Annotated in this window: 23 protein-coding genes and 1 tRNA gene; 14 read left to right on the top strand and 10 right to left on the bottom strand. The window is 46.4% G+C overall.

Annotation, left to right across the window (positions count from 1 at the left end):
• The first annotated feature begins 46 nt into the window (after positions 1–46).
• Complete coding sequence (locus JFQ59_RS07610; protein ID WP_202319822.1) at positions 47–757, top strand: glucose-6-phosphate isomerase family protein; 711 nt, start codon at positions 47–49, stop codon at positions 755–757.
• 25 nt (positions 758–782) lie between these two features.
• Here JFQ59_RS07610 and JFQ59_RS07605 read toward each other — a convergent pair whose 3' ends face one another.
• The 5 genes from JFQ59_RS07605 to hisH all read right to left on the bottom strand — a co-directional run bounded on the left by JFQ59_RS07605 (position 783) and on the right by hisH (position 3,905).
• The gene (locus JFQ59_RS07605; protein WP_202319821.1) at positions 783–986 is read right to left on the bottom strand and encodes a histone family protein; all 204 of its coding nucleotides are present in this window, start codon (positions 984–986) and stop codon (positions 783–785) included.
• Positions 987–1,209: 223 nt separating this feature from the next.
• The gene (gene rpl12p / locus JFQ59_RS07600; protein ID WP_202319820.1) at positions 1,210–1,530 is read right to left on the bottom strand and encodes a 50S ribosomal protein P1; all 321 of its coding nucleotides are present in this window, start codon (positions 1,528–1,530) and stop codon (positions 1,210–1,212) included.
• A 15-nt stretch (positions 1,531–1,545) separates the two neighbouring features.
• The gene (locus JFQ59_RS07595; protein WP_202319819.1) at positions 1,546–2,565 is read right to left on the bottom strand and encodes a 50S ribosomal protein L10; all 1,020 of its coding nucleotides are present in this window, start codon (positions 2,563–2,565) and stop codon (positions 1,546–1,548) included.
• Entirely contained in the window at positions 2,566–3,213 is a 648-nt protein-coding gene (locus JFQ59_RS07590; RefSeq protein ID WP_202319818.1) for a 50S ribosomal protein L1, read from the bottom strand.
• Between the two features lie 98 nt (positions 3,214–3,311).
• The gene (gene hisH, locus JFQ59_RS07585) at positions 3,312–3,905 is read right to left on the bottom strand and encodes an imidazole glycerol phosphate synthase subunit HisH (protein WP_202319817.1); all 594 of its coding nucleotides are present in this window, start codon (positions 3,903–3,905) and stop codon (positions 3,312–3,314) included.
• A gap of 49 nt (positions 3,906–3,954) precedes the next feature.
• Between hisH and JFQ59_RS07580 the strand changes: the two genes are divergently transcribed.
• Positions 3,955–4,758, top strand: a complete 804-nt coding sequence (locus tag JFQ59_RS07580) for an MBL fold metallo-hydrolase (protein ID WP_202319816.1) — start codon at positions 3,955–3,957, stop codon at positions 4,756–4,758.
• On the opposite strand, the gene JFQ59_RS07575 is transcribed toward JFQ59_RS07580, so the two are convergent.
• Positions 4,724–5,248 carry a nitroreductase family protein gene (locus tag JFQ59_RS07575; protein WP_202319815.1) on the bottom strand — a complete coding sequence of 175 codons (525 nt, stop codon included), beginning with the start codon at positions 5,246–5,248 and terminating at the stop codon, positions 4,724–4,726. The two genes, JFQ59_RS07580 and JFQ59_RS07575, sit on opposite strands and share 35 nt — an antisense overlap.
• Before the next feature lie 49 nt (positions 5,249–5,297).
• Here JFQ59_RS07575 and JFQ59_RS07570 point away from each other — a divergent pair, with 49 nt between their 5' ends.
• Positions 5,298–6,029, top strand: coding sequence for an acetoacetate decarboxylase family protein (locus tag JFQ59_RS07570; RefSeq protein WP_202319814.1), 732 nt, complete (start codon positions 5,298–5,300; stop codon positions 6,027–6,029).
• Here JFQ59_RS07570 and JFQ59_RS07565 read toward each other — a convergent pair.
• Positions 6,023–6,787: an Mrp/NBP35 family ATP-binding protein gene (locus tag JFQ59_RS07565; protein ID WP_202319813.1), complete on the bottom strand. Its 765-nt coding sequence runs from the start codon at positions 6,785–6,787 to the stop codon at positions 6,023–6,025. The two genes, JFQ59_RS07570 and JFQ59_RS07565, sit on opposite strands and share 7 nt — an antisense overlap.
• Before the next feature lie 31 nt (positions 6,788–6,818).
• Positions 6,819–7,313, bottom strand: coding sequence for a hypothetical protein (locus tag JFQ59_RS07560; RefSeq protein ID WP_202319812.1), 495 nt, complete (start codon positions 7,311–7,313; stop codon positions 6,819–6,821).
• Between the two features lie 177 nt (positions 7,314–7,490).
• Here JFQ59_RS07560 and JFQ59_RS07555 point away from each other — a divergent pair, with 177 nt between their 5' ends.
• The 6 genes from JFQ59_RS07555 to JFQ59_RS07530 all read left to right on the top strand — a co-directional run bounded on the left by JFQ59_RS07555 (position 7,491) and on the right by JFQ59_RS07530 (position 14,631).
• Positions 7,491–8,255: a helix-turn-helix transcriptional regulator gene (locus JFQ59_RS07555; RefSeq protein ID WP_202319811.1), complete on the top strand. Its 765-nt coding sequence runs from the start codon at positions 7,491–7,493 to the stop codon at positions 8,253–8,255.
• Positions 8,256–8,285: 30 nt separating this feature from the next.
• On the top strand, positions 8,286–9,650 hold the full coding sequence (locus tag JFQ59_RS07550) for an NAD(P)/FAD-dependent oxidoreductase (protein ID WP_202319810.1): 1,365 nt from the start codon (positions 8,286–8,288) through the stop codon (positions 9,648–9,650).
• Positions 9,644–10,366 (top strand): FAD-dependent oxidoreductase, encoded by a 723-nt coding sequence (locus tag JFQ59_RS07545; RefSeq protein ID WP_202319809.1) that lies wholly within the window; start codon positions 9,644–9,646, stop codon positions 10,364–10,366. Before JFQ59_RS07550 ends, JFQ59_RS07545 begins: the two co-directional genes overlap by 7 nt.
• An 89-nt stretch (positions 10,367–10,455) precedes the next feature.
• Complete coding sequence (locus tag JFQ59_RS07540) at positions 10,456–12,423, top strand: 3-hydroxyacyl-CoA dehydrogenase/enoyl-CoA hydratase family protein (protein WP_202319808.1); 1,968 nt, start codon at positions 10,456–10,458, stop codon at positions 12,421–12,423.
• Positions 12,424–12,483: 60 nt separating this feature from the next.
• The gene (locus tag JFQ59_RS07535; RefSeq protein ID WP_202319807.1) at positions 12,484–14,529 is read left to right on the top strand and encodes a DEAD/DEAH box helicase; all 2,046 of its coding nucleotides are present in this window, start codon (positions 12,484–12,486) and stop codon (positions 14,527–14,529) included.
• A 28-nt stretch (positions 14,530–14,557) separates the two neighbouring features.
• Positions 14,558–14,631: transfer RNA gene (locus JFQ59_RS07530), tRNA-Lys, on the top strand.
• A gap of 105 nt (positions 14,632–14,736) precedes the next feature.
• Here JFQ59_RS07530 and JFQ59_RS07525 read toward each other — a convergent pair.
• Both JFQ59_RS07525 and JFQ59_RS07520 read right to left on the bottom strand, forming a co-directional pair.
• Complete coding sequence (locus JFQ59_RS07525) at positions 14,737–16,332, bottom strand: sodium:solute symporter family protein (protein WP_202319806.1); 1,596 nt, start codon at positions 16,330–16,332, stop codon at positions 14,737–14,739.
• A complete protein-coding gene (locus tag JFQ59_RS07520) occupies positions 16,332–16,550 on the bottom strand; it encodes a hypothetical protein (protein ID WP_202319805.1) in 219 nt (72 codons plus the stop codon). Before JFQ59_RS07520 ends, JFQ59_RS07525 begins: the two co-directional genes overlap by 1 nt.
• A gap of 148 nt (positions 16,551–16,698) precedes the next feature.
• Here JFQ59_RS07520 and JFQ59_RS07515 point away from each other — a divergent pair, with 148 nt between their 5' ends.
• The 5 genes from JFQ59_RS07515 (at position 16,699) to JFQ59_RS07495 (ending at position 23,845) form a co-directional block, all read left to right on the top strand.
• Entirely contained in the window at positions 16,699–18,504 is a 1,806-nt protein-coding gene (locus JFQ59_RS07515; protein WP_202319804.1) for a DUF294 nucleotidyltransferase-like domain-containing protein, read from the top strand.
• Complete coding sequence (locus JFQ59_RS07510) at positions 18,504–19,118, top strand: exonuclease domain-containing protein (RefSeq protein WP_202319803.1); 615 nt, start codon at positions 18,504–18,506, stop codon at positions 19,116–19,118. The genes JFQ59_RS07515 and JFQ59_RS07510 overlap by 1 nt, the downstream gene beginning before the upstream one ends.
• Before the next feature lie 83 nt (positions 19,119–19,201).
• Positions 19,202–20,530 carry a CoA transferase gene (locus JFQ59_RS07505; RefSeq protein WP_230972372.1) on the top strand — a complete coding sequence of 443 codons (1,329 nt, stop codon included), beginning with the start codon at positions 19,202–19,204 and terminating at the stop codon, positions 20,528–20,530.
• 10 nt (positions 20,531–20,540) lie between these two features.
• The gene (locus JFQ59_RS07500; RefSeq protein ID WP_202319802.1) at positions 20,541–21,893 is read left to right on the top strand and encodes a CoA transferase; all 1,353 of its coding nucleotides are present in this window, start codon (positions 20,541–20,543) and stop codon (positions 21,891–21,893) included.
• Positions 21,894–21,916: 23 nt separating this feature from the next.
• Positions 21,917–23,845 carry an AMP-binding protein gene (locus tag JFQ59_RS07495; RefSeq protein ID WP_230972371.1) on the top strand — a complete coding sequence of 643 codons (1,929 nt, stop codon included), beginning with the start codon at positions 21,917–21,919 and terminating at the stop codon, positions 23,843–23,845.
• Positions 23,846–23,849: the final 4 nt, after the last annotated feature.

The following is a 23,849-nucleotide window of genomic DNA, read 5'->3' as shown; positions in this document are numbered from 1 at the left end:
CAAGCAGCACAAAAGGTGTTAAATACAGTGTACCGGAAAATCAGACATGGAGTTCAGTTTTGGCGATAAAAAATTCAACGCAGAGGTTAGAAAAGCATCGGATTTGAAACCGGTCCTCGCCTTCCCAGAGGCACTTAAAGAGGACTTTGACGCTTATTTCATGTTCAGAGATTCCTACAAAACAGAAAAAGACAGAAAAAGAATCGAAGAGGTTGGATTGCGGTACGATTACACTGTGATACCTCCAAACAACATAGGGGGAGAAAGCATAAAGACATACGGACACTATCACCCGGAGGCTGAGGACGGATACACGTACCCGGAGGTATATCAGGTACTGGAAGGGGAAGCTATTTTCCTGATACAGAAACCTGAAAATGACAGAATCGTTGACGCGGTTGCAATACCTGCAAAGAAGGGAGACGTGGTCATAATTCCACCAAACTACGGGCACGTAACAATCAATCCAACTGAAAAAGAGCTTGTCACAGCAAACTGGGTTTGCAGAGATTTCAAGTCGATTTATGACCCGTACACTGAAAAGAGGGGGGCATGTTACTACTACATAGAGGGCAAATGGGTTAAGAATGAAAATTACGGAGAAGTTCCAGAACTGAGATTCGCAAAACCTGTCAACATTTTTGGTGTTGAGGGGAACATGTACTCACTGGCAAAAGACATCGAGAAGCTGGAGTTCCTCACAAAACCCGGAAAGCATTTGGATGTGTTCAAAAAAGCTTTTGAGCCAATTTCTTAAAAAATATAATTAAAATAAAAACTGTTTACATCGAGAGAGCAAGTTTGATGTCGTCAGCAGTAACGGTCTTTCTGCCAGAGTGCTTTGCAATTTCGACTGCTTTCTTGGCAACGCTCATTGCGTAGTCCTCAAGCACTTCGACCATTTTTTCCACTGCATCTGCACTTACTCTCTCAGCCCCAGCCTTCCTAATCAATCTGTCAACCGGTGCCATCGGCAACTCAGCCATCCAACACACCTCCTATCTCTTTTCGTTACAAAATTTAGTATTAGGTATATATATACTTTTCTATCGAACTTCCATCAGAACATTATTTTCTCAAGCACATGTTATCAGCATCGCCAGAAAATGAAATGAAGATAACCCACTTCACCAAAATGCGGACAAACAAAGAATGAAAATTTGAGATTTAAACCCTATCTAAAAATTTAAAATTTTTATCTTAAAAATTTTAGCCGAAGAGTGCTCCGAGACCTTCGATTGCCTCTTCTTCCTTTGCCTCTTCTTCCTCTTCCTCCTCTTCTTTTGCCTCCTCTTCAGCTACTTCCGCTGGTGCTGCTGCTGCAGCAGTCGGAGCGGATGCCACTGCCACTGGCATTGCAGCCTTCTGTATCGCCTCGTCGATGTTTACACCTTCGAGAGCGGCTACAAGAGCCTTGACTCTGGCCTCGTCCACCTCAACCCCTGCTGCCTCAAGCACAGCCTTAACGCTGTCTTCTGTTATTTCTTTACCAGCGGAATGTAGCAGGAGAGCCGCATACACGTACTCCATATCCAACACCTCCTTTTAACCGAATAAAGCACCTAAACCCTCAATCGCCTCTTCTTCCTTCTCCTCTTCCTCTTCTTCTTCCTCTTCCTTCTCCTCCTCCACCTCTTCTTCAGCCGTCGGAGTAACCTGCTCCGTGACCTGGGCCAAACCCGAAATAACCGATTTTAACTCATCATCAAGAGCTTCTTCAGGCAGATTTGAGGCGAGGGCAAGCATTTCTGTATGTGCCTTCGCAATCAGATCTTCCATCACACCCTTCGCAAATATTCCCGCATTCAGAGCCAGATTTCTCGCATCGCTGAATGCCTTCATTATCAGTATCTCCGCAGTCTCCTCAGTGACATATGCTGAGCTGACGGCCAGATTCAATGCCATCTGATATGCTCTCTGGAAATCCTCCAAAACCTTCTCGGTATCAATTGCCAGTACATCGGGAGTCAGTACTACTCCTGAATCAAGGATTGCCTTCACATCAAGACCGATTTTTATTGGCCTGACGTCGAGTCTCTCAAGAGCTCTTGCAACTTCCGGCTTTACAACCTCTCCGGCCTTCACCACAGTTGTGGTTGTCTTTACAACAACCTTTCCCTTCTCTATTGCCACGGGAAGCCCTGCCATCTGGAGTTCGGCCATCAACGGGCCCGGTGGAATGGGAGTGGGGCCCTGTTCAACAACCACATCAACAGGAGAAACTTGATTAGGCTTCAGGGGTGATGGTACCTTCGTCTCCTCGACCATTTTGAAAAGCCTGAACGGATTCTCATCCGCAACGATAATCGCAATCTGATCTCCCAAATAATCTTTAAGCTTCAGGTAGTCCCCACCCAAACCATCAAGCGCTCTCTCAAGCAGCGAGTTTTTCACGACTCTCATCAGAAGTTTACCTCTGAAATCCCTCCTTATTTTCTGCATCTGTCCTGCAGGAACGTTTCTGAAACCTACTATCGCCACCACTGGACGTGATGAGATCATCTTTTTCAGTTCCTCAACGGTCTGCACCTTATACTGCGGGGGAGTTCCTCTCACCGCTGCCATTTACACCACCCTCACTGCCGGACCCATTGTGGTTTTAACATAAATGGATTTCACAACCTGACTCGGATTGTCGTATTTGTTCTCCACGACTTTTAAAATTTCGAGTGCGTTGTCTGCGAGCTTCTCAACATCCATGTCTTTTCTACCTATCGGAGCGTGAAACGTCATTTTGTCCCTTGTCCTGACTCTAACTGAATTTCTCAGCCTTTCGATAAACGGTTTTGGATCGGAGAGCGGTGGTATTGGCTGGGGAATTTTGCCCCTCGGTCCCAGAATTGGGCCGAGCTTTCTGCCTATATCCGGCATCAGCGGAGCTTCTGCGATGAAGAAGTCCATTGAATTTGCAAGCTTCTTCCCCTGCCTCTTGTTTTTGGCCAGTTCGTCTATTTCTTCTGGAGTGATCACCACATCAGCCCCGGCTTCTTTTGCCTTCAAGGCAGTTTCACCTTTTGCAAAAACTCCAACTTTTCTGGGCTTGCCAAGTCCATGTGGCAACGCTATCACAGCGTCAATTCTGTTTTCCGGTTTTTTCATATCTATGTTCCTGAAATTTACTGCCATCTCCACAGTCTCAACGAAATTTCTTTCTTTTCCGTTCTTAATTGCCTCTTCTATCGATTTTACCAGCTTATCTTTATCCACTATCACTCAACCACCCCCGTAGTCCCAGCGGCCGAAGCCTCCTACGGACTCCTAAGAGGGTAGTAGGGAGGTATTTTAAGTTATCGGTTATCTTGATTGATCAACTATTGCTTTGCCATTCTCACGAAGTTCTCAAGAATCTTCAATCCGATTTTACCACTCTTTTCGGGATGGAATTGAAAGCCAACGTAGTTTTCTTTTTCAACACCGGAAACAAAGTTTATTCCATAATCTGTTTCGGTCAATACGTACCTGTCTTCCGTTTCCATGTAATAGGAGTGGACAAAATACACGTAACTTCCACTCTCCACCCCATCTAAAACCTCACTTCTCCTTTTAATTTTAATAGTGTTCCATCCCATATGAGGGACTTTCCCAACGTCACTGGGAAACCTGACAACCCTCCCCGGGATGTAATTCAAACCTTTGAAAAGTCCGCCCTCCGTACTTTCAGTTGCAAAAAGCTGCATTCCTAAACATATCCCAAGAACGGGAACGGAAAGTGTGTCGATGACATCCATCATACTGTTAAGTCTGTCAATGGCCGTCTTAAAAGCACCGACACCCGGAAAAATTACGGCTGAAGCCTCTTTGATAATTTCTGGATTATCCGTAACCCTGACCTTCCCTCCAACGTATTCAACTGCCTTCACAATACTTTTCAGGTTGCCAACACCGTAGTTGACCACTGCAATCATTGTATGCGGAATGACGGAAAGGATTAATAAGACTATTCCAATTTGACGCATGGAAATTATCAGAAATGTCTATTTTATTGAAGGAGAAAATAGGGGAAGATATCCGTTCAGCAACAGTTTGCTGATTGGAAAAAGCTGCCTGATCGATTCCGGATCGGGAAAGCGGATAAACAATCTGAATGTCGAGTGTATTATGAACTCTCACTGGCATGAGGATCACATCGCAATGAACAAAATCGGAAAGAAAGTTATGGCCCACCATCTGGATGTTGAGGCAATTGAAAACTATGGGGTGTTCAGAGATCGGTATGGAATAGGAGATGCAGTCAGAATGTTCATAAGCTTCGAATTTGGTAGAGTCGATGTGGCATTTGAAGATGGAGACAGATTCGAGTTTCAGGGTGTGGAAATCGAGGTCCTGCATACCCCAGGACATGCGGCAGGTCACTGTTGCTTTCTTATTGATGATGCAGTTATTTTCCTTGGAGATATCGATCTGACTTCCTTCGGCCCCTGGTATGGTTGCAGGGACTGCAATGTTGGAGACTTCGTAAGATCAATCGAGACCGTGGAGAAGATCGTGGAAAAGCTTGAAATTAAAATCGCAATACCCTCCCATGGTGCAATCGTTTCGGGGACCGAAAATATCCTCAAAAAACTGAAAGAATATAAGGGAAAAATTTACGAGCGGGATAGAAAAATCGGTGAGCTCATCTCAAAGGGGACAGATCCAGTGGGAAAGGGGATATTCTACAGGAAAATACCTGAACCGAAAATGGTCTTTCTAAGTTTTGAAAAAATGATGGTTGAAAAGCACATCACCACTTTTCGTGGTGGATCCTATCCTTATTGAATCTCTCCTTCGCCTCAAAAAAGTCATTCTCGGATTTTGGATATCCGAGAGAGACAACGCTGAAAACAACAATATCTTCCGGTATGTCGAGCAGTTTCCTCAACGCAGCCATCCTTTCCTCTCTCGGATACACCCCCAGCCACACAGAGCCGATGCCCAGACATCTCGCAGCCAGAAGTATGTTCTGGGTCGCAGCACTGCAGTCCTGGACCCACATCTCGTACGGATACTTAGACAGTTTGGGGTCAGCGCACACAACCACGGCTGCACCGGCGTTCGGAAGCATCTGACCAAATGTGAAGGCCTCACTCATCTTTTTCAGTTTTTCTTTATCTTTTACCACGACAAAGTGCCAGGGTTGCTCATTTCCGGCAGATGGTGCCTGCATCGCAGCTTTGAGGATCTTGGATATTTCTTCATCGCCTATTTCCCTATCCGAGTACGTTCTAACACTCCTTCTCGTGTAGATAATACTAAGACAATCCTCCATGTCCAGATTTTACGCTCAAACTTAAAATACTTTCAGGAGTAATTCCACCATGGCATGGACGCCACCCTATTCCAAATCCGGAAAGTCGGCACTGGTAGCTTCTGGCCCCTGGAACTACGCGATGGACGCAATAGCTGCACACTTCAAATGCGAATCCGAACAGCTTGACAGCATCCTGCCAGAAGGTTTCAGAGCATACGGTGAGGGGTACGTTTATTTTGCCGAAATAGTATCCCAGAGTCCGAATTTTCCAGAACTTAATTACGAAGCACCCGGATTGGTCCAATACAAGGAGCTGGCTGTGTTCCTGAAAGTGGAGTTTAAAGGAAGAAAATACGCATACTGTCCATTCATGTACGTTGACAACGATGTTTCCCTTCTGCGAGGCTTTGTTGCAGGTTTTCCGAAAAAACTTGCAGTTATCGATATCACAAAGCAGCACCCTCTGCTGAAACAGGAAAAAATGGGCGGAGTGGCTATGAGAGCAGGATACCCGCTGATAAAGCTCGTGGTCAGTCCAAAAATGAATGTGAACTCCAACCCTCTTGATGAATTCGGAAAATGGATACTCTACAGATTCGCAGAGCCGATGGAGGTGAGGGAGTTTGTTGAAATTACTCCTGACATCAGATATTACCAGATCGCAAAAGGTGATGCTGACATTAAAATTTTTGGCGGGATAAATGACGAGCTTGAGACTGTAAACGTAAAAGAAGTTCTGGGCGGTTACAGATTCTCGGCACTGCTAAAAGTCGCAGAGATCAAAAAATTGGATCAGTAGGGGAAATACTCAAACCAGTCCATCTCGTAATCCTCAATCCTTCCCAGATCAGAGAGGCGGAGAAGTTCTGAATCTATGGGTATTTCCGAAATGAACTCTATTTTATATTTTCTTGCAAGCTCTGATGCTTTCCCCTCTCCAAAAATGTACGACCTGTGACCGCAGTTGGGACATTCAAAATAACTCATGTTCTCCACTATTCCAAGTACCGCTGTTTTTGTCTCTTCTGCCATCATTATCGCTTTTTCAACAACAGATGCAGTTAACTCCTGCGGTGTGGATACAATCAGCGCACCATTGGGCTTTGCATCCTGCATGACTGTAAGCGGGGCATCTCCTGTCCCGGGTGGGAGGTCTACCAGAAGGTAATCAAGCTCGCCCCACGCAACCCTACCCAGAAACTCCCTTATCATCCCCGCAATCAGCGGCCCCCTCCATATTACGGGTGTCTCTCTTTTGGGGAGCAGAAACTGCATCGACATCACCCTGATTTCGTATCTCTGTGTTAAAACCGGCTCAAGCCCATCTTCACTGACCGATACCCTCCCTTTCTCCAGCCCGAAAAGTATGGGTATACTCGGGCCGAGAAAGTCCGCATCCAGAATTCCAACCTTCTTTCCCTTCCTGGCATAATGCAGGGCAAGCAGTGCCGTGACCGTTGATTTGCCAACACCACCCTTGCCGCTCATCACGGCAATTCTGAACTTTATTTTCTCCAGTCTTTCCTTTATATCCGCATCGCTAACCCTTTTCTGCATGAATCTTTCAAAACATCTCGCTTTTTAAACCTCATGCAGTCGAGGTTACCACACATTCTTCATCTCTGCAGACCTCGGGATAAAGCTCCGGAACCAGTATATAAAGCGGCACGGCCCAGCAAACTCCACTGCACTGATGATTTCTGAAGCACAAATAGAGGAAGTCAATCTTAATCTCATGAACGAGTACGTCATCCCCGCTGGAAAAAAAGACCCTGAAAGTTGCATCTGAATTTACCTCGTAAATCACCGAATTCTTTCCAACTATCTTTACCAGAACTATGACCCTCCCGTTTTTGACATCCTCCAGATGGCCGAGAGCAATCACCCCTGCATCGCTCAGAAAAAGCCTGCCTTTAAATTTATCAAAATCAGAATGGTTGCTTTTCAACATGTTGAGCACTTTTCTTGTATTTTTGTCACCAAAAAAACTCTCAATTTCGGAGGGCTCAAGTTTAACCGGTTCAAAAACAATTTCAGGCTCTATATTCCCGTCTAGGGAGCACATTTTACACTCCCATATCATAATCAAAGTTCGATACCAGATATAAAAATTTTTTTTATTTGTTTTAATAAAATTTTTAACTTTAAGAGTTATTTTTTGACTTCAAATGTCAGTTATTGACTTTAAAAGTTAAAAATTGACTCACTAGGTTAAAATTAATTCAGAAAATTTTAACTTATTCAAATTCCTCGAAATAGTATGGGTTTATTTGACTCCCTTACCTCGTCAAAACACCGAAGACTGATTCTGGAAGTACTTTCAAAAAGTCCCAGATCCCTGAAGGAAATGGGCGAGATTACCGGCATTTCTCCACCGGTAATTTCGAGGCAGCTTAAAAAATTGAGCGAGCTGGGTTTGATCAGTAAAGACGGTAACTGTTATTCAATCACTGACATGGGCGAGATTGCCTATCTTGCTATTGAGAAATTCAGAAGGATCGTTTCTGCAATTGAGAAAGATCCTGAATTCTGGAAAATCCACGATTTCAGCAGTATACCTGACGAGTTTAAACTCAGAATTGATGAGCTCGGAGACTATCAGATTTTGAGAAGTACCAAAGACGTTGTTTTGAAACATTTCAAGGTTTTTTCCTCAATATACAGCGAATCGAACATAGTAAGAATTCTATCCACCGTCTTCTTTCCCACCCATCCCCGGATGTTCGTGGATATATCCTCACGGTCTGATGTGGAAGTTATACTTTCAGAAAAGGCTCTCAACGCCTTAAAAAGGGATTACAAAAATGAGCTTGATGAGTACCTCAACAATGGTGGAAAAATATACTACAACAACGAAATACATTTCACGGTGATAACAACCGAAAAAGCACTCTGTATAGGGCTGTTCCTGAGTGATGGCAAGTACGACACGGAAAGCGGTCTTCTAAGTTTTGACAGGAGCGCCATAGAATGGGGATTCGACATTTACGAGTATTTTAAAAAGAGGTCGGTCGAGTATCCATAATTTTTTATCTTCCCGAAGCGCATTAAATCTGTGTACGACGTGGCAATAGTAGGGGCAGGTGTTACGGGTTGCTTTATAGCCAAAGAACTATCAAAGTACAACCTAAGAGTCGTGGTATTCGAGAGAAAGGCTGCTCCGGGTCTCGGACAGACCAAGGGATGCTCAGGGATTATACATGCTTTTCAACTTCCATTTAACTCGCTCAAAGGCAAGCTGTGCCTGGAAGGTAACGCAATGATGGACAGGGAGGCTGAGGAACTCGGTTTCTCCTTTAAAAGGGTTGGTCTGATCCTCGTTGCAACAAACCCGATTACAAAATTGATTTTACCACTGCTCAGAGCTTATTTCTCAAGATACGTTGAGGTCAGGCAGCTTGACAGGGATGAGATACTCCAGATGGAGCCAAATTTGACTGACGGGATAAGAGGCGGTCTGTTCTTTCCCTCTGCAGGAGTTGTTAATCCTGTCGAAATGACATACGCTGCATACCGGTTTGCGAAGGCTAACGGAGTGGAGTTCAGATTTAACTGCGGGATAAAAGGAATAAAAAGAAGGACAAAGAGCTTTATTTTAAAAACAGAACATGATGATTTAGAGGAAGCAAAATTCGTTATAAACTGTGCCGGACTGCATGCTGACGAAATCTCGAGAATGGCTGGTTATGATATGACAATCACCCCTGGAAAGGGTTCCCACATAGTTTTTAACGACAAAGGGTTTGCGCACCACCTGATAGCGGAAATACCCCTCAAACCTGACAGAAGGACGAAGGGTGGAGGAGCTCTGGTCAGCATAGACGGAAAGCCGGTATGGGGACCGAATTTGATCGATACCTCCGACAAAGAGGATACAGCCGTGAGAAAAGAGGAGGTGGATGGGCTTAAAAGGAAGTTTGGAAAACTTTTCAGGAAGATGCCCGAAGACGTTATCGCCTACTATGCCGGCGTGAGATCAATTGCGGGGAAGGACTTTGTGATCAACCAGCCGATCAGGAACTTCATAAACGTAGCGGGAATTCAGAGTCCCGGCCTGACCGCAGCCCCAGCCATAGCCAAGAAAATCGTAAAAATGCTTGTTACAAGCGGTATCGAGATGAAGAAAAAGAAAAGATTGGTGAAACCAAAATTTATCAGGCTCAAGGACCTGAATCTGAGCACGATTGAGGAAATTGTCAGGACTAATCCGGATTATGGCGATGTAATTTGTCTTTGTGAGCTTGTCAGCAAGGCTGAGATTCTCAATGTGGCAAAGGAGTTTTCCAGTTTTGATGCTGTAAGGCACATAACAAGAGCGGGCATGAGTTGCAATAAGTGTCATGCGGACATAATAGTTTTAATGCAGAGAGTGTGTAATAAAGTTGTAAAAGATAGTGCTGGAAGTGAAGTGATATGGTAGCAGTTGACTACGTCGTCGTAGGTGCAGGGTATGCAGGTTTGAAATGTGCGGAACTCCTCATGGACAGAGGTTTCAAAACACTGATATTTGACATGAGGGAAGCAGGAGGTGAGATTAGCGTATTCTCCAGACTGAGCGACTTCAGCTCGAAATACGAGAAATACATTGAGGAGATAAGAGAACTGAGGAGGGATATCCCCGTAGATGTCGGTACTGTCATAAAATCAAAGCCCGTTATCGTCAACTCTGGAAATGGACTGAAGAGGTTTGAGGCAAAGAGAGTACTCCTCTGCACGGGAGCAACTGATATTGCTCCTGCAAAGCTCAACGTACTTGGGAAAAGAGTTGCGGGCATATACACTCTCGAAACAGCCCTAAGGCTGGTATCCAGAGATAACAAAATCGGGAACAAGATTTTGATTGCCGCAAAAGAGGACAAAATTGTGGAGCTTGCCGAATCCCAGTTTTACAGAATGGGATACGAGGTTGAGTTGAGCAGTTTGGGGGATAGCATAAACGTTATTGGCAGGGAAAGGGTAGAGGGTGTTGAGATTGAAGGAGAGACCTTCAAATGCGATACACTTGTAGTTTATGGAGGTAGAAGTCCATTCAACCCGTTAAAGCTCAGGGGCACGCCTGTAGGAAATGTTGTAACCTGCACGTATGACTATTCCAAAGTTGAGGAAAACGTAAAGAACTTCATTGCAAAATTTTAGAAGTTTTTTACAACTAAGCTTCAACAATAACGAATAAAATGGAAAAACTTAATAGCTTTTCCCTGCGAAATAGTATCAGGGTGGTTAGTATGGATGCAGGAGAGAGGATAAAGAAGGTTGCTGTTCTGGGTGCAGGGTTAATGGGGCACGGGATTGCCGAGGTATGCGCAATGGCCGGATACGAGGTGACAATGAGGGATATCAAGCAGGAGTTCATAGACAGGGGAATGAGCATGATAAAGGAGAGTCTGGTAAAACTGGAACAGAAGGGAAGGATAAAGAGCGCTGATGAAGTTCTTTCACGGATAAAAACGACTCTCGACCTGGAAGAGGCTGTAAAAGATGCTGATCTTGTAATCGAGGCTGTTCCGGAGGTTGTTGACATCAAAAAGCAGGTCTGGGAAGAGGTGGACAGGTTTGCTAAAAAAGATGCAATCTTCGCCAGCAATACCTCAACGATGAAGATCACAATGCTCGGCGGGTTTACGTCAAGGCCAGATAAGTTCGCCGGACTGCACTTCTTCAATCCGCCGGTTTTGATGAAACTGGTGGAGGTAATAAGAGGGGAAAAAACAGATGAAGAGACAATGCAGATTCTGGTTGAATTCGTCAAGAGCATAGGAAAGGTGCCGGTCAGGGTTGAGAAAGACGTCCCCGGGTTTATAGTAAATCGTGTCCAGGCACCGGCTGGAGTTCTGCTGATGTGTATAATAGAGAAAGGTATTGCCACCCCGGAAGAAGTCGATGCAACCGTAAGAAGGCTCGGTCTGCCGATGGGGCCATTCGAGCTAATGGACTACACCGGAGTTGATATATTCTACAACGCTATGAAATACTATGCAAAGACAATCAGCCCGGACTACGAGCCCCCAGAGTTTCTGGAGAAGATGGTCAGGGAAAACAAACTTGGAAGGAAAACAGGAATGGGGTGGTACGACTGGAGTGCAGGCAGACCAAAAATCGACTCGAGCAAAGCTACTGACAGGATCAATCCGATGGATTTCACCTTTGTTGAGATAAACGAAGCTGTCAGGCTTGTTGAGATGGGAGTTGCCACACCACAGGATATTGACACGGCAGTAAAGCTGGGCCTCAACAGACCCTTCGGCCCATTTGAGCTGGCAAAGCAGTTTGGATCGGAGCAGATTGCAAAAAGGCTTGAGGAGCTGGCAAAGCAGTTTGGAAAGAAGATATTCGAGCCCGCAAGGACGTTAAAGGAGGGTAAGCTCGAAGAACTCCTGAAGCCAAAGGAGGATGCGGGAGAGAAAAAAGAGGAATTTAAAACGATAAAGATAGAGAGGCTTGAGGGTGGCGTAACAAAACTGGTTCTAAACAGGCCGGACAGGCTGAACACGATTTCACCGGAGCTGATGGACGAGCTTGATAAGGCAATTACAATGCTCTGGAACGATAAGGACACGAGGGTGATCGTGATCACAGGTGCGGGAGATAGGGCATTCTCTGCTGGAGCTGATCTGACAACACTCATAACCCACCCATTCGACTTCCTTGAACACAACAGGAGGGGTGAGAGAGTTTTTACCAGACTCCGGGAAATTCCAAAGCCTGTAATTGCTGCAATCAACGGCTATGCACTCGGTGGAGGACTCGAAATTGCAATGAACTGTGATATAAGGCTGGCAAAGAAGTCGGCAGTAATTGGCCTGCCTGAAGTGGGACTCGGTCTCCTGCCGGGGTGGAGTGGAACGCAGAGGATGGTAAAGCTGGTCGGAATCAGCAGGGCAATGCAGCTTGCTCTGACAGGAGAGAGAATCACGGCAGAGGAGGCAGAGAAGTGGGGACTGATCAACAAGGTCTTCGACGACGACAGGTTTGAGGAGGAAGTGATGAGGTACGCAAGAAATATTGCCGAGCGCTGTGCACCGATTTCAATGGCACTGATAAAGAGACTGATCAACAAGGGCGGGGAGGTGCCGATGGACATTGGGCTGGAATGGGAGTGCACGGCAGCAGGCCTGCTGTTCTCAACTGAAGACCTGAGAGAGGGTATATCGGCCTTCCTGAGAAAGGAAAAGCCCCAGTTCAAGGGTCGCTGACCTTTTTATTTTTAACACCATTGTGGAAAGTTTTTAGTTTCCTCCTGCATAGGATTTTTGGTGAAGGTGGAAGAGCTTTCTGAATATATATCCAGCTATGCTGTAAAGATCTTGAAAGAAGAGGGGATTGAGGAGCTTTTTCCTCCGCAGGCAGAGGTAGTTGACAGAGTTTTTTCAGATAAAAACCTGCTCCTTGCCATGCCAACTGCATCTGGAAAAACTCTTCTTGCTGAGCTTGCAATGGTTAGAGAAGCAATAAAAGGTGGAAAGTGCATTTATGTTGTCCCCTTAAGGGCTCTTGCAAGTGAAAAATATGATAGCTTCAAAAAATGGAAGAAGATAGGATTGAGAATAGGAATTTCAGTTGGAGATTATGAGTCGAGAGACGAGCACCTCGCAGATTGCGATATCATCATTACAACGAGTGAAAAGGCCGATTCACTCATAAGAAACAGAGCAGGCTGGATAAAAAACATTTCATGCCTGGTTCTTGATGAGATCCATCTACTGGATTCGGAGAAGAGGGGAGCGACACTCGAAATTCTTGTTACCAAAATGAGAAGAATGAACAGAAAGCTGAGAATTATCGGCCTTTCGGCAACAGCTCCAAACGTTGACGAGATTGCTGAGTGGCTGGATGCAGAGTATTATGCAAGCGATTGGAGGCCGGTTCCGCTGACTGAGGGTATACTGTGTGGAGATGAGCTCGAGCTGGTTTCGGATGGTGTCACCAGGAAGAGTTTTGAAGACCTTGTGGAGGAGTGTGTGGTCGAGGGGGGAGGAGTTCTTGTTTTCGAATCAACAAGAAGGGGAGCTGAGAGTACGGCTGTTAAGCTCTCAAAAATTACCGGCAAATACGTTAAAAATGACAGGATAGCAAAACCCATTCTTGAAGAAAACGAAGGAGAAATGAGCAGAAAGCTGGCTGATTGTTGCCGGAAGGGTGCTGCCTTTCATCACGCAGGACTGCTCAGCAGTCAGAGAAAGATCGTGGAGGAGGCTTTCAGAAAAGGCGACCTCAGGGTTGTGGTTGCGACACCAACGCTTGCTGCTGGTGTAAACCTGCCAGCGAGAAGGGTAATTATCAGGAGCATTTACCGCTTCGATGGTTATTCAAAAAGAATTAAGGTTTCAGAATACAAGCAAATGGCTGGAAGAGCTGGAAGACCGGGAATGGATGAGTACGGAGAGGCAATTGTATGCGTGAACAGGAGAGATAGAGATCTGGTCAGGGAAAGGTACATTTTTGGGGAACCGGAAAGGATAACGTCAAAACTTGGTGTTGAGACACACCTGAGGTTTCACAGCCTCTCGATCATCTGCGACGGTTATGCGAGGACGGTTGATGAGCTTGAAGAGTTTTTCTCGGATACATTTTTCTTCAAGCAGAATGAAATATCTCTTGCTTATGAGCTCGAAAGGGTTGTAAGACAGCTTGAAAACTGGGGTATGATTGAGGAGGACGGGTATCTCGTTCCAACAAAGCTTGGGTTGCTTGTATCCAGACTTTACATCGATCCGATGACCGGGTTCATATTTCACGATGTGCTGAGCAGAATGGAACTGGACGACACAGGAGCTTTGCACCTCATCTGCAGAACTCCGGACATGGAAAGGCTGAACATCAGGAAGACAGACTCCTGGGTAGAGGAGGAGGCTTTCAGGCTCAGGAAGAATCTTACCTACTATCCTTCTGAGTTCTCGGTTGAGTATGACTGGTTCTTGTCCGAAGTTAAAACCGCCCTCTGCCTTAAAGACTGGATTGAGGAAATGGACGAGGACGAAATCTGCAGCAAGTACTCAATCGCTCCCGGAGACCTGAGGAGAATAATTGAAACTGCCGAGTGGCTCAGCAATGCGATGAACAGAATTGCAGAGGAGATCGGCAACAACTGTGTGAGGGGGTTGACGGAGAGGATAAAGCATGGCGTAAGAGAGGAGTTGCTCGACCTTGTGGAGATAAAGTACATTGGAAGGGTAAGGGCGAGAAAGCTTTACAATGCAGGAATAAGAAATGCAGAAGAAATTATGAAAAACAGCAGCAGAGTTGCATCTCTCATAGGGAGGGGTGTGGCTGAAAAAGTGCTGAAGGCGTTAAGTCTTTAAACCCTGAGCTTTAAGACCCTTGAGAAATGGGCCGGTAGCTTAGCCAGGCAGAGCGCGGGACTCTTAATCCCGCAGTCGGGGGTTCAAATCCCTCCCGGCCCGTGTTTGTTTTGGCGATGATTCGTATACAGTCATTATTTTCATGCTTCTGCCACTGACAAAATCGGGTAATTTTTATTGTGGACAGCAGAAACAAAAAAAGAAAAATTAAACCTCTTCCGTAAGTTCAACGCAGTACTTCTGCACGGCCTCCTCCTCAACCGGTTTTGTCAGCAGTGAGATTACTATGAACAGCAGGAAGCCAACAGGTATGGCCCAGACCTGGTGGGGCGTTATCAGTGCCTTTGGATTGCCGAAAAGCACATCGTTGAGGAAGAAGAACGCATGGTGTCCGAGAACAAGCTTTGCTTTGAGCCAGGCGTATAGGTGAAGCGGAGTCATGATAATTGCGGTTGCCCACATCGCAGTTCTGGTGGCCCTCTTCCACCACAGACCCAGAATCAGTCCCGGACCGAGGGCGGAGATTATGACAACGAAGGCCCATCCTGAGAGGTCAAGGACAAGTCCCGGCGGGTTGATGGCTATTGCAAGTCCAACGAGTAAGAATATCACCGAAACGATTCTGGCGAGTGTGATCGGATTCTCCTTGGCAAACTTGCTCCTGAGCATCAGGTCTCCCCAGTCCCTCGTAACAAGGGTGTTAACGACCATAACCCACCCGGCAGCGGTTGACATGGCTATGGCCAAACCACCGGCACAGAGTATACCCAGAATCCATGGATTCTGCAGAGCTTCGACCGCAGCGACCATCGAGTAGTCCGGCCATCCACCCACGCCGTACTGAGCCATGTAGTTCTTCAGTATTGCCACAGCATTGGCACCCTGTCCACCCATCGGACCGGTTTCAATCATCAGTTTTGAGGCTGCACCGATTATCTGAAGGGCCATGTAGAATATACCTGCAGCAAGTGTGCACCAGAAGATGCTTCTTCTCGCTGTCTTGATGTCCATGGTTGTGAAGAACCTCACGACGGTGTAGGGCATCGTAGCGAATCCGTAATGCCAGACGAAGAACCAACCAATGACTGCAATCCATGTTCCGCTGAGCAAGTGTGGAACCTGAGGATCGCTGGGCGTGTTCCAGAACTTGGGGTTGTTGGCCAGTACCGCCTCATAGAATCCTCCGATTCCACCCAGCTTCACCACAATGGCTATTGCTGCTATCACTGCTGCGACGGTCATTAGAAATGCCTGGAATGCTGCATTCCAGCTTGTTGCGATCATACCTCCCCATACAACATAAAGCATGACTATTATCGTTCCAATAACAACACCAATGATATAGGGGACCTTTGCAATCGCAAGGAGGAATAACGCCATACCAACAATGGAGAGAGTTATGTACAGCACCGCTCCGATCACAGTCACTATTCCCACCAGCCATCTCAGATTTTGATCGTTGTATCTGTCAGCATAGTAGTCGGCGAAACTTGTAGGAGCGTACTTTCTTAGCGCTGAGGCTGTCAGCAGTGTTGCTATTGGCATTCCGGCTATGATTGCCGACATTGCCCACCAGAACGGATAGCCCAGGATGAATATGTACGCCGGCAAACCCAGCATCGAGGCAGGGCTGAGATACGTGGACTCCAAAGCCAGACCGTTGACAACAGCACCTATCTGCCTTCCCGCAACGTAGTAGTCAGTTGCGCTCTTCAGTCTCTGTCTCGAGTAGTAACCTATGACCACTATTGCAAGAAAGTACAGCACGGTTATTCCTACAACAGGCGCTTCAACCGCGGCCATTACCCACCACCTCTCGCTTCTTCAGCCTTTTCCGGGAAGTAGAAGTAGATTATTGACATCAGCAGTGGTATCAGGAACGTTCCCAGAAACGATGCATACCAGAACGGTGCGGTCGGAATGTGGTTGATCCCTGCTGTCGCTTCGGCAATCCAGCACAGTGCTACAAAGCCGTAGTACACTACCAAACCTACCCAAAACACCTTCGGCGGCCAAGGCATCTTTCCACCTCTCTAATTACCTAATTGTTAGTGATATTTCTAACATATTTAAATTTTTTGATTTATCCAAATAACAAATTTTGATTAATATTTTCAGTTATGAACACCGAAAAAACCTTTATAAACATTTATGATTTATTATCGGGAAATGTTGCCACCCAGAGAGTTTGTTAAAAAAATAAAGCCGTTCAATCTGCTTTCAGATGATGAACTGGATTTGCTGGTCGGAAATCTGGAAGTTGAAGCTTACGAGGAAGGGAAACCAATTCTGAAAAAGGGGGAGAAAAGCGACTACGTTTTTCTCGTTTTTTCAGGCAGAGTTGGAATTTACGACGACGGGGAGCTGGTTGACCAGATCTCCAGAGGAGAAATTTTCGGTCTTGGAGATGTTTACTTGAAGGAAGCAAAGGCAGAGGAGGATACGATATGCTACCTGATTAGGAAAGATGTCTTTAAGAGGCTTATGGAGAAAAATAACAGGTTTCAGGAGTTTTTCAGAAGTTTTGAGGAGAAAAAATTCAGCAGAATTACTGATATTATTAAAGAAGACAAGATTGCAGATAGGCTCTTCCTCACGAAGGTTTCAGAGCTTGTGACGAAAAGCCCGGTTGTATGCTATCCCCACACCAGCATAAAAAATGCCGCCCTGAAAATGGAGATGGGAGGGGTGGGCTCAATAGTCGTTGTTACCGATGACATGAAGCCCGTAGGAATACTAACCAGCAAAGACCTGAGAACGTTTGTTATACACGGAAAAACTCCGGAAGAAAAGGTTTCTGCCTACATGAGCTCTCCGGTAGCGACAATAGACGCTGACTCGCCAGTTTTTGAGGCACATATTGAGCTGCTTAAAAGGGGAATAAATCACCTTGTGGTGACGAAAAACGGTAGGGTTGAAGGTGTTATTACTGCAAACGACGTTTTGATGCTGTTTGAACCCAGAACTTCCCTGATAGTTCTCTACAGGAAGCTGAAAAAGGCCAAAAATATTGAGGAACTGAAGGCAGCATTTTCAAGCCTGAAAATATCCATAGCTAACCTCGTCTTGAGGGGAATGCACTTTTACGATCTCTCCAGTTTGCTCACCGACATTTACGATTTCGTTGTCTCCAAAGTTGTGGAGGAGAAGGTTAAAGAGGTCGAGAGAGAATTTGGAAACCTACCGGAATTTGTGTGGATTCACATGGGGAGTTCTGCGAGAAGAGAGCAGGTTATGGCTACAGATCAGGACAACGCCATAATCCACTCGGGTGGAGATTCTGAAATCATGCTTGAACTCGGGAAAAGGGTTTGCGAAACACTGGACTATATCGGAATTCCAAAGTGCGAAGGAAATTATATGGCATCAAATCCCAGGTGGAACAGAGACGTGGAAAACTGGAAGAAAGTTTTCAAGGACTGGTTCCTGAATCTCACACCGGACAACATAAGGTATCTGTCTGTCTTTCTGGATCTCAGACCAGTTTACGGAAGCGAAAGACTCCACTCTGAACTTATCGACGAGATAAAACAGAGTTTTACGAGTCAGTCTCTGCGTTTTCTTGCCTACGATGCAACGATGTCCGAACCACCACTGGGTCTCTTTGGACTGAGAATGAAAAAGGAGGTGGACATCAAGATGAGCGGGATCTATCCCATAACCAATGGTGTGAGAGTACTGGCGCTTGAAAACGGATTCATCGAGATCACAAACACGAGGGACAGAATTGAGAAGCTGAATGGGGTTGCTGATGAGGAGATGCTTGAATCTCTGAAGGAAAGTTACGAATTCCTGCAGGATTTAAGACTCAAAAACCAGTCCAGAATCCTGCTCGAGGGGGATGGAAGGGCAAACGTCGTTAATATTTCCCAGATTGACAAAATTGAGGCGCTCGTCTTGAAAGAGAGTTTTAAGGTAATTTCAAGATTTCAAAAGTTTTTGAAGGGGCATTACGGAATTGAGAGGGGTCTTTGATGAATCTGAGGGGAGTTGAATTTCTGTCTCTGGATCTGGAACTCACCGGCCTGAACGTAAAAAAAGATGAGATGCTGGCAATAGGTGCAGTACCAATAGTCGGGACTCGTATACTGGCAGGAGAGAGCTACTACAGCCTGATAAGGCCAGAGAAGTTTAAAATCGAGACCATAAAGATTCATGGTCTCGATCCAAAAAAGCTGGAAAAAGCCAGAAGCTTTTGCGAACTGGCGGATGAGATATTCAGGCTCGTAAATGGGAAAGTTCTGGTTGGCTATGCTATAGAGATCGACTACAACTTTCTCAGGAGGGCACTGAAAAAAGAAGGTTACAAAATGAAAAACGAAAGAATCGACATCATCGACCTGGAGAGGGCACTCTGCTACATTCTTGGTGAAAGGCCAATAAACGAGATGACGCTGGACAGGCTGGCTGAAAAATACGGTATTAAAACGCCGTATCGCCATAACGCTCTTGCAGACGCATTCATAACTGCTCAGATTTTTCAGATACAGCTCCTGGGTACTATAAAATACGGCATTAAGACGTTTGATAAGCTGAAGGAGTTAATGAAGAGGGCGGAACGTAGCGGGCAGTTTGGACACATATTTTGATTCATAACTCTTTAAAATTGGAAATCGAAAACTTTATACCGTAGTAATTTACCCAATAATTAATACTGCGTGGAGGGATTGTCTTGAGCGTTGAGGAGTATATGGATTATGTTAAAAAATTGCTTGGGGCCGAAGATATCTTTGACAGGCCGGAACCTCTGAAGGGTATCAGGGTTCTCGAGGTTTGCAGTGTTGTTCTCGGGCCTGCAGCCACCGATTATCTTGCTGAGTTTGGGGCAGAAGTAATCAAGTTCGAGGCAAGAAGAGGAGACCAGATGAGATACGTTACACCCTACGCCTACTTCTGGAGAAACCTCTCTCCCGGGCTGCTGGAACAAAACCACAACAAGTACTGGGTCGGAATGCATCTCGGCCATCCAAAGGCCAGGGAACTTTTCTACGAGTTTGTGAAGAAAAGCGATGTTGTTGTTGATAACCTCACCCCCGGAAGACTCTCGAAGTGGGGACTGAGTTACGACAGGCTCAGAGAGATTAACCCCGGAATAATACAGCTTCACGTTTCAGGTTTCGGCTCATGGGGGCCATACACCGGGAGAACATCGTACGATGCAATAGCACAGAGTGAGGGTGGTTTGGCTTACATAACAGGATTTGAAGGCAGAGGTCCGTTAAAGTCGGGCGTGTGGATAGCTGACTGGACAACGGCTTTGATGTGTGCTGTTGCAGTTGTTGCAGCCCTAAACTACAGGGAAAGAACGGGAGAGGGGCAGTATATTGACTACTCCCAGGTTGAGAACGTTATCAGACTTCTTGACTGGACCTGGACCTATGTTGACCTGACAGGAGAGAACAGAGAGCGGATGGGGAACAGAGACCCTGCGATCTGCCCTTCGGACCTGTTTGACTGCAGGGATGGATGGGTTGCCATTGTGGCCTTCAGTGAAGAGGAGTTTAAGGGACTGTGTCAGGCGATGGAAAGAATGGATCTTTACGAAAGGTTTGCAGACCCGCTTGAGAGGCTGAAAGACGAAAATGCAAGGCTGATTCTGAAGGAGATAGCCGAGTGGGCCAAGAACAAGAGCGTAAAGGAGATAGAGGATCTTGCAGAAAAATACGGGTTTGCAGCTACACATGTGGTTGATGCTGAAGAGGCGTACTACAGCGAACACCTCAGGGAAAGAGGAGCAATTATGGCCTACGACGACCCTCTGTATGGGGAGTTCGTGGAGCCATGCTATCCACCAAGAATGGAGACGCCTTCAAGACTCAAGTGGGGAGCGAGACCGATTGGCTTCGATAATGAATTCGTTCTGACAAAATATCTGGGTCTCAGTATGGATGAGATCGAACAGCTATACGAGGAGGGCGTGATCTACAGATGGAATCCCGATGTGAAACCACAGTGTCCGCCTCCGGATTGGGACGGAAAGAAAGGTCTGAAGTTCCCGTGAGGTGATGCTGATGGAGGAGAAAACTATTGTTGGAATGGCCCTTGATCCTCAGTATGCAAGGTACATCTACCAGGAAACGAATCCTGACGATGTTATGAGGAAGCCTGAGGCTATTGACGATATGGTCGTTCTGGATATGAGCTACGGCAACTATGCCGGACTTTTCGCCTCATCGATTCTTGCGGAGCTTGGGGCAGAGGTGATCAGGATAGAACCCCCGGAGGGAGATATAGCGAGGAAGATGACACCTTTTGGGATTATGGTAAAGGATGCTGGTCTGGCCTATCTGACCGAAGGGAGAAACAAGTTCCACATAACCCTGAACATAGAGAAGGAGGATGGAAGAAAACTCCTGAAAAGGCTCGTAAAAAAGGCAGATGTGCTCATAGAATCGTTCAAGCCGGGATATATGGATTCTCTCGGTATAGGATACAAGCAGCTCAGAGAGATTAACCCCGGCCTGATTTACTGTGCTGTAAACACCTATGGCCAGTTTGGAAAGGACGCAAAAGAGAGGGTAAATCAGCCCGACTACGATCTTACGGATCAGGCGAGGGGAGTTGTGATGTCCGTAACAGGTGAGCCCGAACTCGATCCCGAAGTTCCACAGGAATACAAGAAACCTCTGAAGCACGGAAACTGGATGGGATGGTATGTCGGGGGAGCTTGGGCAGCTTTTGGCATATTGCTGGCGATGTTTTACAAGAGAAAAACTGGAAAAGGGCAGCTCATTGATGCTGCACCACCCGAGGGGATGCTTGCGATATCCAACTACCTGATGCAGTATTTCCACCTCACCAAGAACAAGATGGTGAGGGCAGGAAACTTTGATTACGCCGTCTTTCCATACACGTATGTAAGATGCAAGGATGGTTACACCTTTATGTCTGGATTCACCGATCCAAACTGGGCAGCGCTCTGTGAGATAATGAACCGTCCGGATCTGCAGCAACAATTCCCGACGATTAAGGAAAGGCTCACACCCGAAAACCAGCCGAAGATACAGCACGAGATTGAAAAGTTTACGATGAACTACACTGCGGCGGAACTTCTGGAAATGGTTACAGAATACTCAAGGAAGCCGGATAAGAAGGGAACCGTGGTGACTGGAAGACTCAATTCTCCCAAGGAGGTGCTTGAGGTTGAGCATTTCAGGGTTAAAAGAATGTTCGTAAAACTCAAAGATCCGCATTATGGTGAAGTTCTCGTTCCGAATTCCACCCTTAGATTCATGTCAAGAACGCCCGGTAGGGTGAAATGGGTCTGCAGACCAATTGGTGCTGACAACGAGTATATTTACGGAAAATATCTTGGCATATCCGGTAAAAAGCTTGAAGATCTCAAAAATAAAGGTGTTGTTTAATTTTATTTTTTAAGGTGGTGAAGATGGGTTTTGTATGGCATCCGCCAAAAGATCTGGTTGAAGCGTCGAACGTTAAGCGGTTCATGGATGAGGAGGGATTTTCAGACTACAGGGAGATGGTGAAGAGGTCAACGGAGGACATTGAGTGGTGGTGGAGTAAAGCGGTAGAGTGGCTGAACATCGAGTGGTTTGAGCCGTATGAGAAGGTATACGATATGTCAAAAGGTGTAGAGTGGACAAACTGGTTCGTCAACGGAAGAACAAACGTCGCATACAACACTCTTGACAAGCACAGGGGAAAGAGGAACAAACTGGCATTTATCTGGCAGGGAGAAGATGGGGAGGTAAGGAAATACACGTATCTTGAGCTCTACAGAGAGGTAAACAGGCTGGCCAACGCCTTCAAGTCATTTGGAGTGAAAAAGGGTGACGTGGTCGCAATGTATCTTCCGATGTTCCCGGAGACTGTTGTAACACTCCTTGCAGCGATGAAGATTGGTGCTGTGTCAATGCCAATATTTTCGGGCTACAGCAGTTCCGCAATAGCCACGAGACTGATCGACTCGGAAGCGAAGGTCGTTGTTACGGCAGATGCAAGCTACAGAAGAGGGAAACCGGTACCGCTCAAGCCCGAACTCGACAAAGCTCTGGAGAACACAGGAGTTGAGAAAGTTGTGGTCGTTAACAGAGCCGGAACCGATGTAGAAATGAAGGAAGGGAGGGATGTCTACTGGGACGAGGTTAAAGAAAGCAGCAGGTGTGAAACGGTTCCAATGGAATCCAACGATCCAGCATTGCTGCTCTACACCTCAGGAACCACTGGCAAACCCAAGGGAGTTGTGCTGTCCCATATTGGCGTCCTTCTGCAGAGCAGCAAGGAGATATTTTTCAACATGGATCTGAAGCCGGATGACGTTTTCCTCTGGATAACGGATATAGGCTGGATGATGGGGCCGTGGCAGATAATCGGCTGCCAGAATTTGGGTGGAACGCACGTGCTGTTTGAAGGCGCCCCTGATTATCCCCAGAATGACAGAATATGGGCCATGATAGAGGAGTTCGAAATCACTCAGCTTGGAGGATCTGCAACGGTTTACAGACTGCTCAAAAGGTACGGGAACGAAATAGTCGAGCAGCATGATCTGAGCAGCTTAAAGGCGACAGGAAACACCGGAGAGCCGATAGACCACGATACCTGGATGTGGCTGCTCAGAGAGGTTGGTAAGGAAAGGTGTCCGATTATAAACCTCTCGGGAGGTACGGAGATATTCGGCTGTTTCCTCCTCCCCTCACCGGCAATGCCTCTTAAGCCTACAACACTCGGATATCCGGGTCTGGGAATGGATATAGACGTTTTCAATGATGAGGGCAGACCCGTCAGACAGCAGATCGGCTACCTGGTCTGCAAGAAACCCGCCCCTTCAATGACCAGGGGGTTCTGGAAAGACCCCGAGAGATACCTGAAGACATACTGGAGCAGATGGAAGGGGGTGTGGTATCACGGGGACTGGGCCTATATCGATGAGGATGGATTCTGGTTCCTCTTCGGCAGAGCGGATGATGTCATAAAGGTAGCAGGAAAGAGAATGGGCCCTGCAGAAATAGAGACCATCGTCAACTCCCATCCTGCAGTGCAGGAATCCGCCTGTGTTGGCGTACCTCACGAGCTCAAAGGGGAGGTTGTGTGGATATTTGTGACCCTGAAGCCCGGATATAAGCCCGGTGAGGAGCTCGAGAAGGAGTTGACTGAGATGATAATAAAGGAGTTTGGAAAGCCGTTCAAACCGGAGAGAGTCGTCTTCGCTCCAGATCTGCCGAGAACCAGGAGTGGTAAGATCATGAGAAGACTGATAAAGGCTGTTGTTGCCGGAAAGGAACTCGGTGATACATCGGCATTGGAGAATCCTGACTCGCTTGAAAGGATAAAGGAGGTTTTAGACAAAGAGGGGTGATTTT

Origin of the sequence: Archaeoglobus neptunius, from assembly GCF_016757965.1 — an archaeon.
In the GTDB taxonomy this organism is placed as follows: domain Archaea; phylum Halobacteriota; class Archaeoglobi; order Archaeoglobales; family Archaeoglobaceae; genus Archaeoglobus; species Archaeoglobus neptunius.
This window is presented reverse-complemented; position numbering and strand designations above follow the sequence as displayed.

Bases quoted from the DNA above. Each gene is read 5' to 3' on its own strand.
- JFQ59_RS07610 (WP_202319822.1), top strand. From the start codon at position 47: ATGGAGTTCAGTTTTGGCGATAAAAAATTCAACGCAGAGGTTAGAAAA.
- JFQ59_RS07605 (WP_202319821.1), bottom strand. From the start codon at position 986: ATGGCTGAGTTGCCGATGGCACCGGTTGACAGATTGATTAGGAAGGCT.
- rpl12p (WP_202319820.1), bottom strand. From the start codon at position 1,530: ATGGAGTACGTGTATGCGGCTCTCCTGCTACATTCCGCTGGTAAAGAA.
- JFQ59_RS07595 (WP_202319819.1), bottom strand. From the start codon at position 2,565: ATGGCAGCGGTGAGAGGAACTCCCCCGCAGTATAAGGTGCAGACCGTT.
- hisH (WP_202319817.1), bottom strand. From the start codon at position 3,905: ATGATTGCAGTGGTCAACTACGGTGTTGGCAACCTGAAAAGTATTGTG.
- JFQ59_RS07580 (WP_202319816.1), top strand. From the start codon at position 3,955: ATGGAAATTATCAGAAATGTCTATTTTATTGAAGGAGAAAATAGGGGA.
- JFQ59_RS07575 (WP_202319815.1), bottom strand. From the start codon at position 5,248: ATGGAGGATTGTCTTAGTATTATCTACACGAGAAGGAGTGTTAGAACG.
- JFQ59_RS07570 (WP_202319814.1), top strand. From the start codon at position 5,298: ATGGCATGGACGCCACCCTATTCCAAATCCGGAAAGTCGGCACTGGTA.
- JFQ59_RS07565 (WP_202319813.1), bottom strand. From the start codon at position 6,787: ATGCAGAAAAGGGTTAGCGATGCGGATATAAAGGAAAGACTGGAGAAA.
- JFQ59_RS07560 (WP_202319812.1), bottom strand. From the start codon at position 7,313: ATGATATGGGAGTGTAAAATGTGCTCCCTAGACGGGAATATAGAGCCT.
- JFQ59_RS07555 (WP_202319811.1), top strand. From the start codon at position 7,491: ATGGGTTTATTTGACTCCCTTACCTCGTCAAAACACCGAAGACTGATT.
- JFQ59_RS07545 (WP_202319809.1), top strand. From the start codon at position 9,644: ATGGTAGCAGTTGACTACGTCGTCGTAGGTGCAGGGTATGCAGGTTTG.
- JFQ59_RS07540 (WP_202319808.1), top strand. From the start codon at position 10,456: ATGGATGCAGGAGAGAGGATAAAGAAGGTTGCTGTTCTGGGTGCAGGG.
- JFQ59_RS07525 (WP_202319806.1), bottom strand. From the start codon at position 16,332: ATGGCCGCGGTTGAAGCGCCTGTTGTAGGAATAACCGTGCTGTACTTT.
- JFQ59_RS07520 (WP_202319805.1), bottom strand. From the start codon at position 16,550: ATGCCTTGGCCGCCGAAGGTGTTTTGGGTAGGTTTGGTAGTGTACTAC.
- JFQ59_RS07515 (WP_202319804.1), top strand. From the start codon at position 16,699: ATGTTGCCACCCAGAGAGTTTGTTAAAAAAATAAAGCCGTTCAATCTG.
- JFQ59_RS07510 (WP_202319803.1), top strand. From the start codon at position 18,504: ATGAATCTGAGGGGAGTTGAATTTCTGTCTCTGGATCTGGAACTCACC.
- JFQ59_RS07500 (WP_202319802.1), top strand. From the start codon at position 20,541: ATGGAGGAGAAAACTATTGTTGGAATGGCCCTTGATCCTCAGTATGCA.
- JFQ59_RS07495 (WP_230972371.1), top strand. From the start codon at position 21,917: ATGGGTTTTGTATGGCATCCGCCAAAAGATCTGGTTGAAGCGTCGAAC.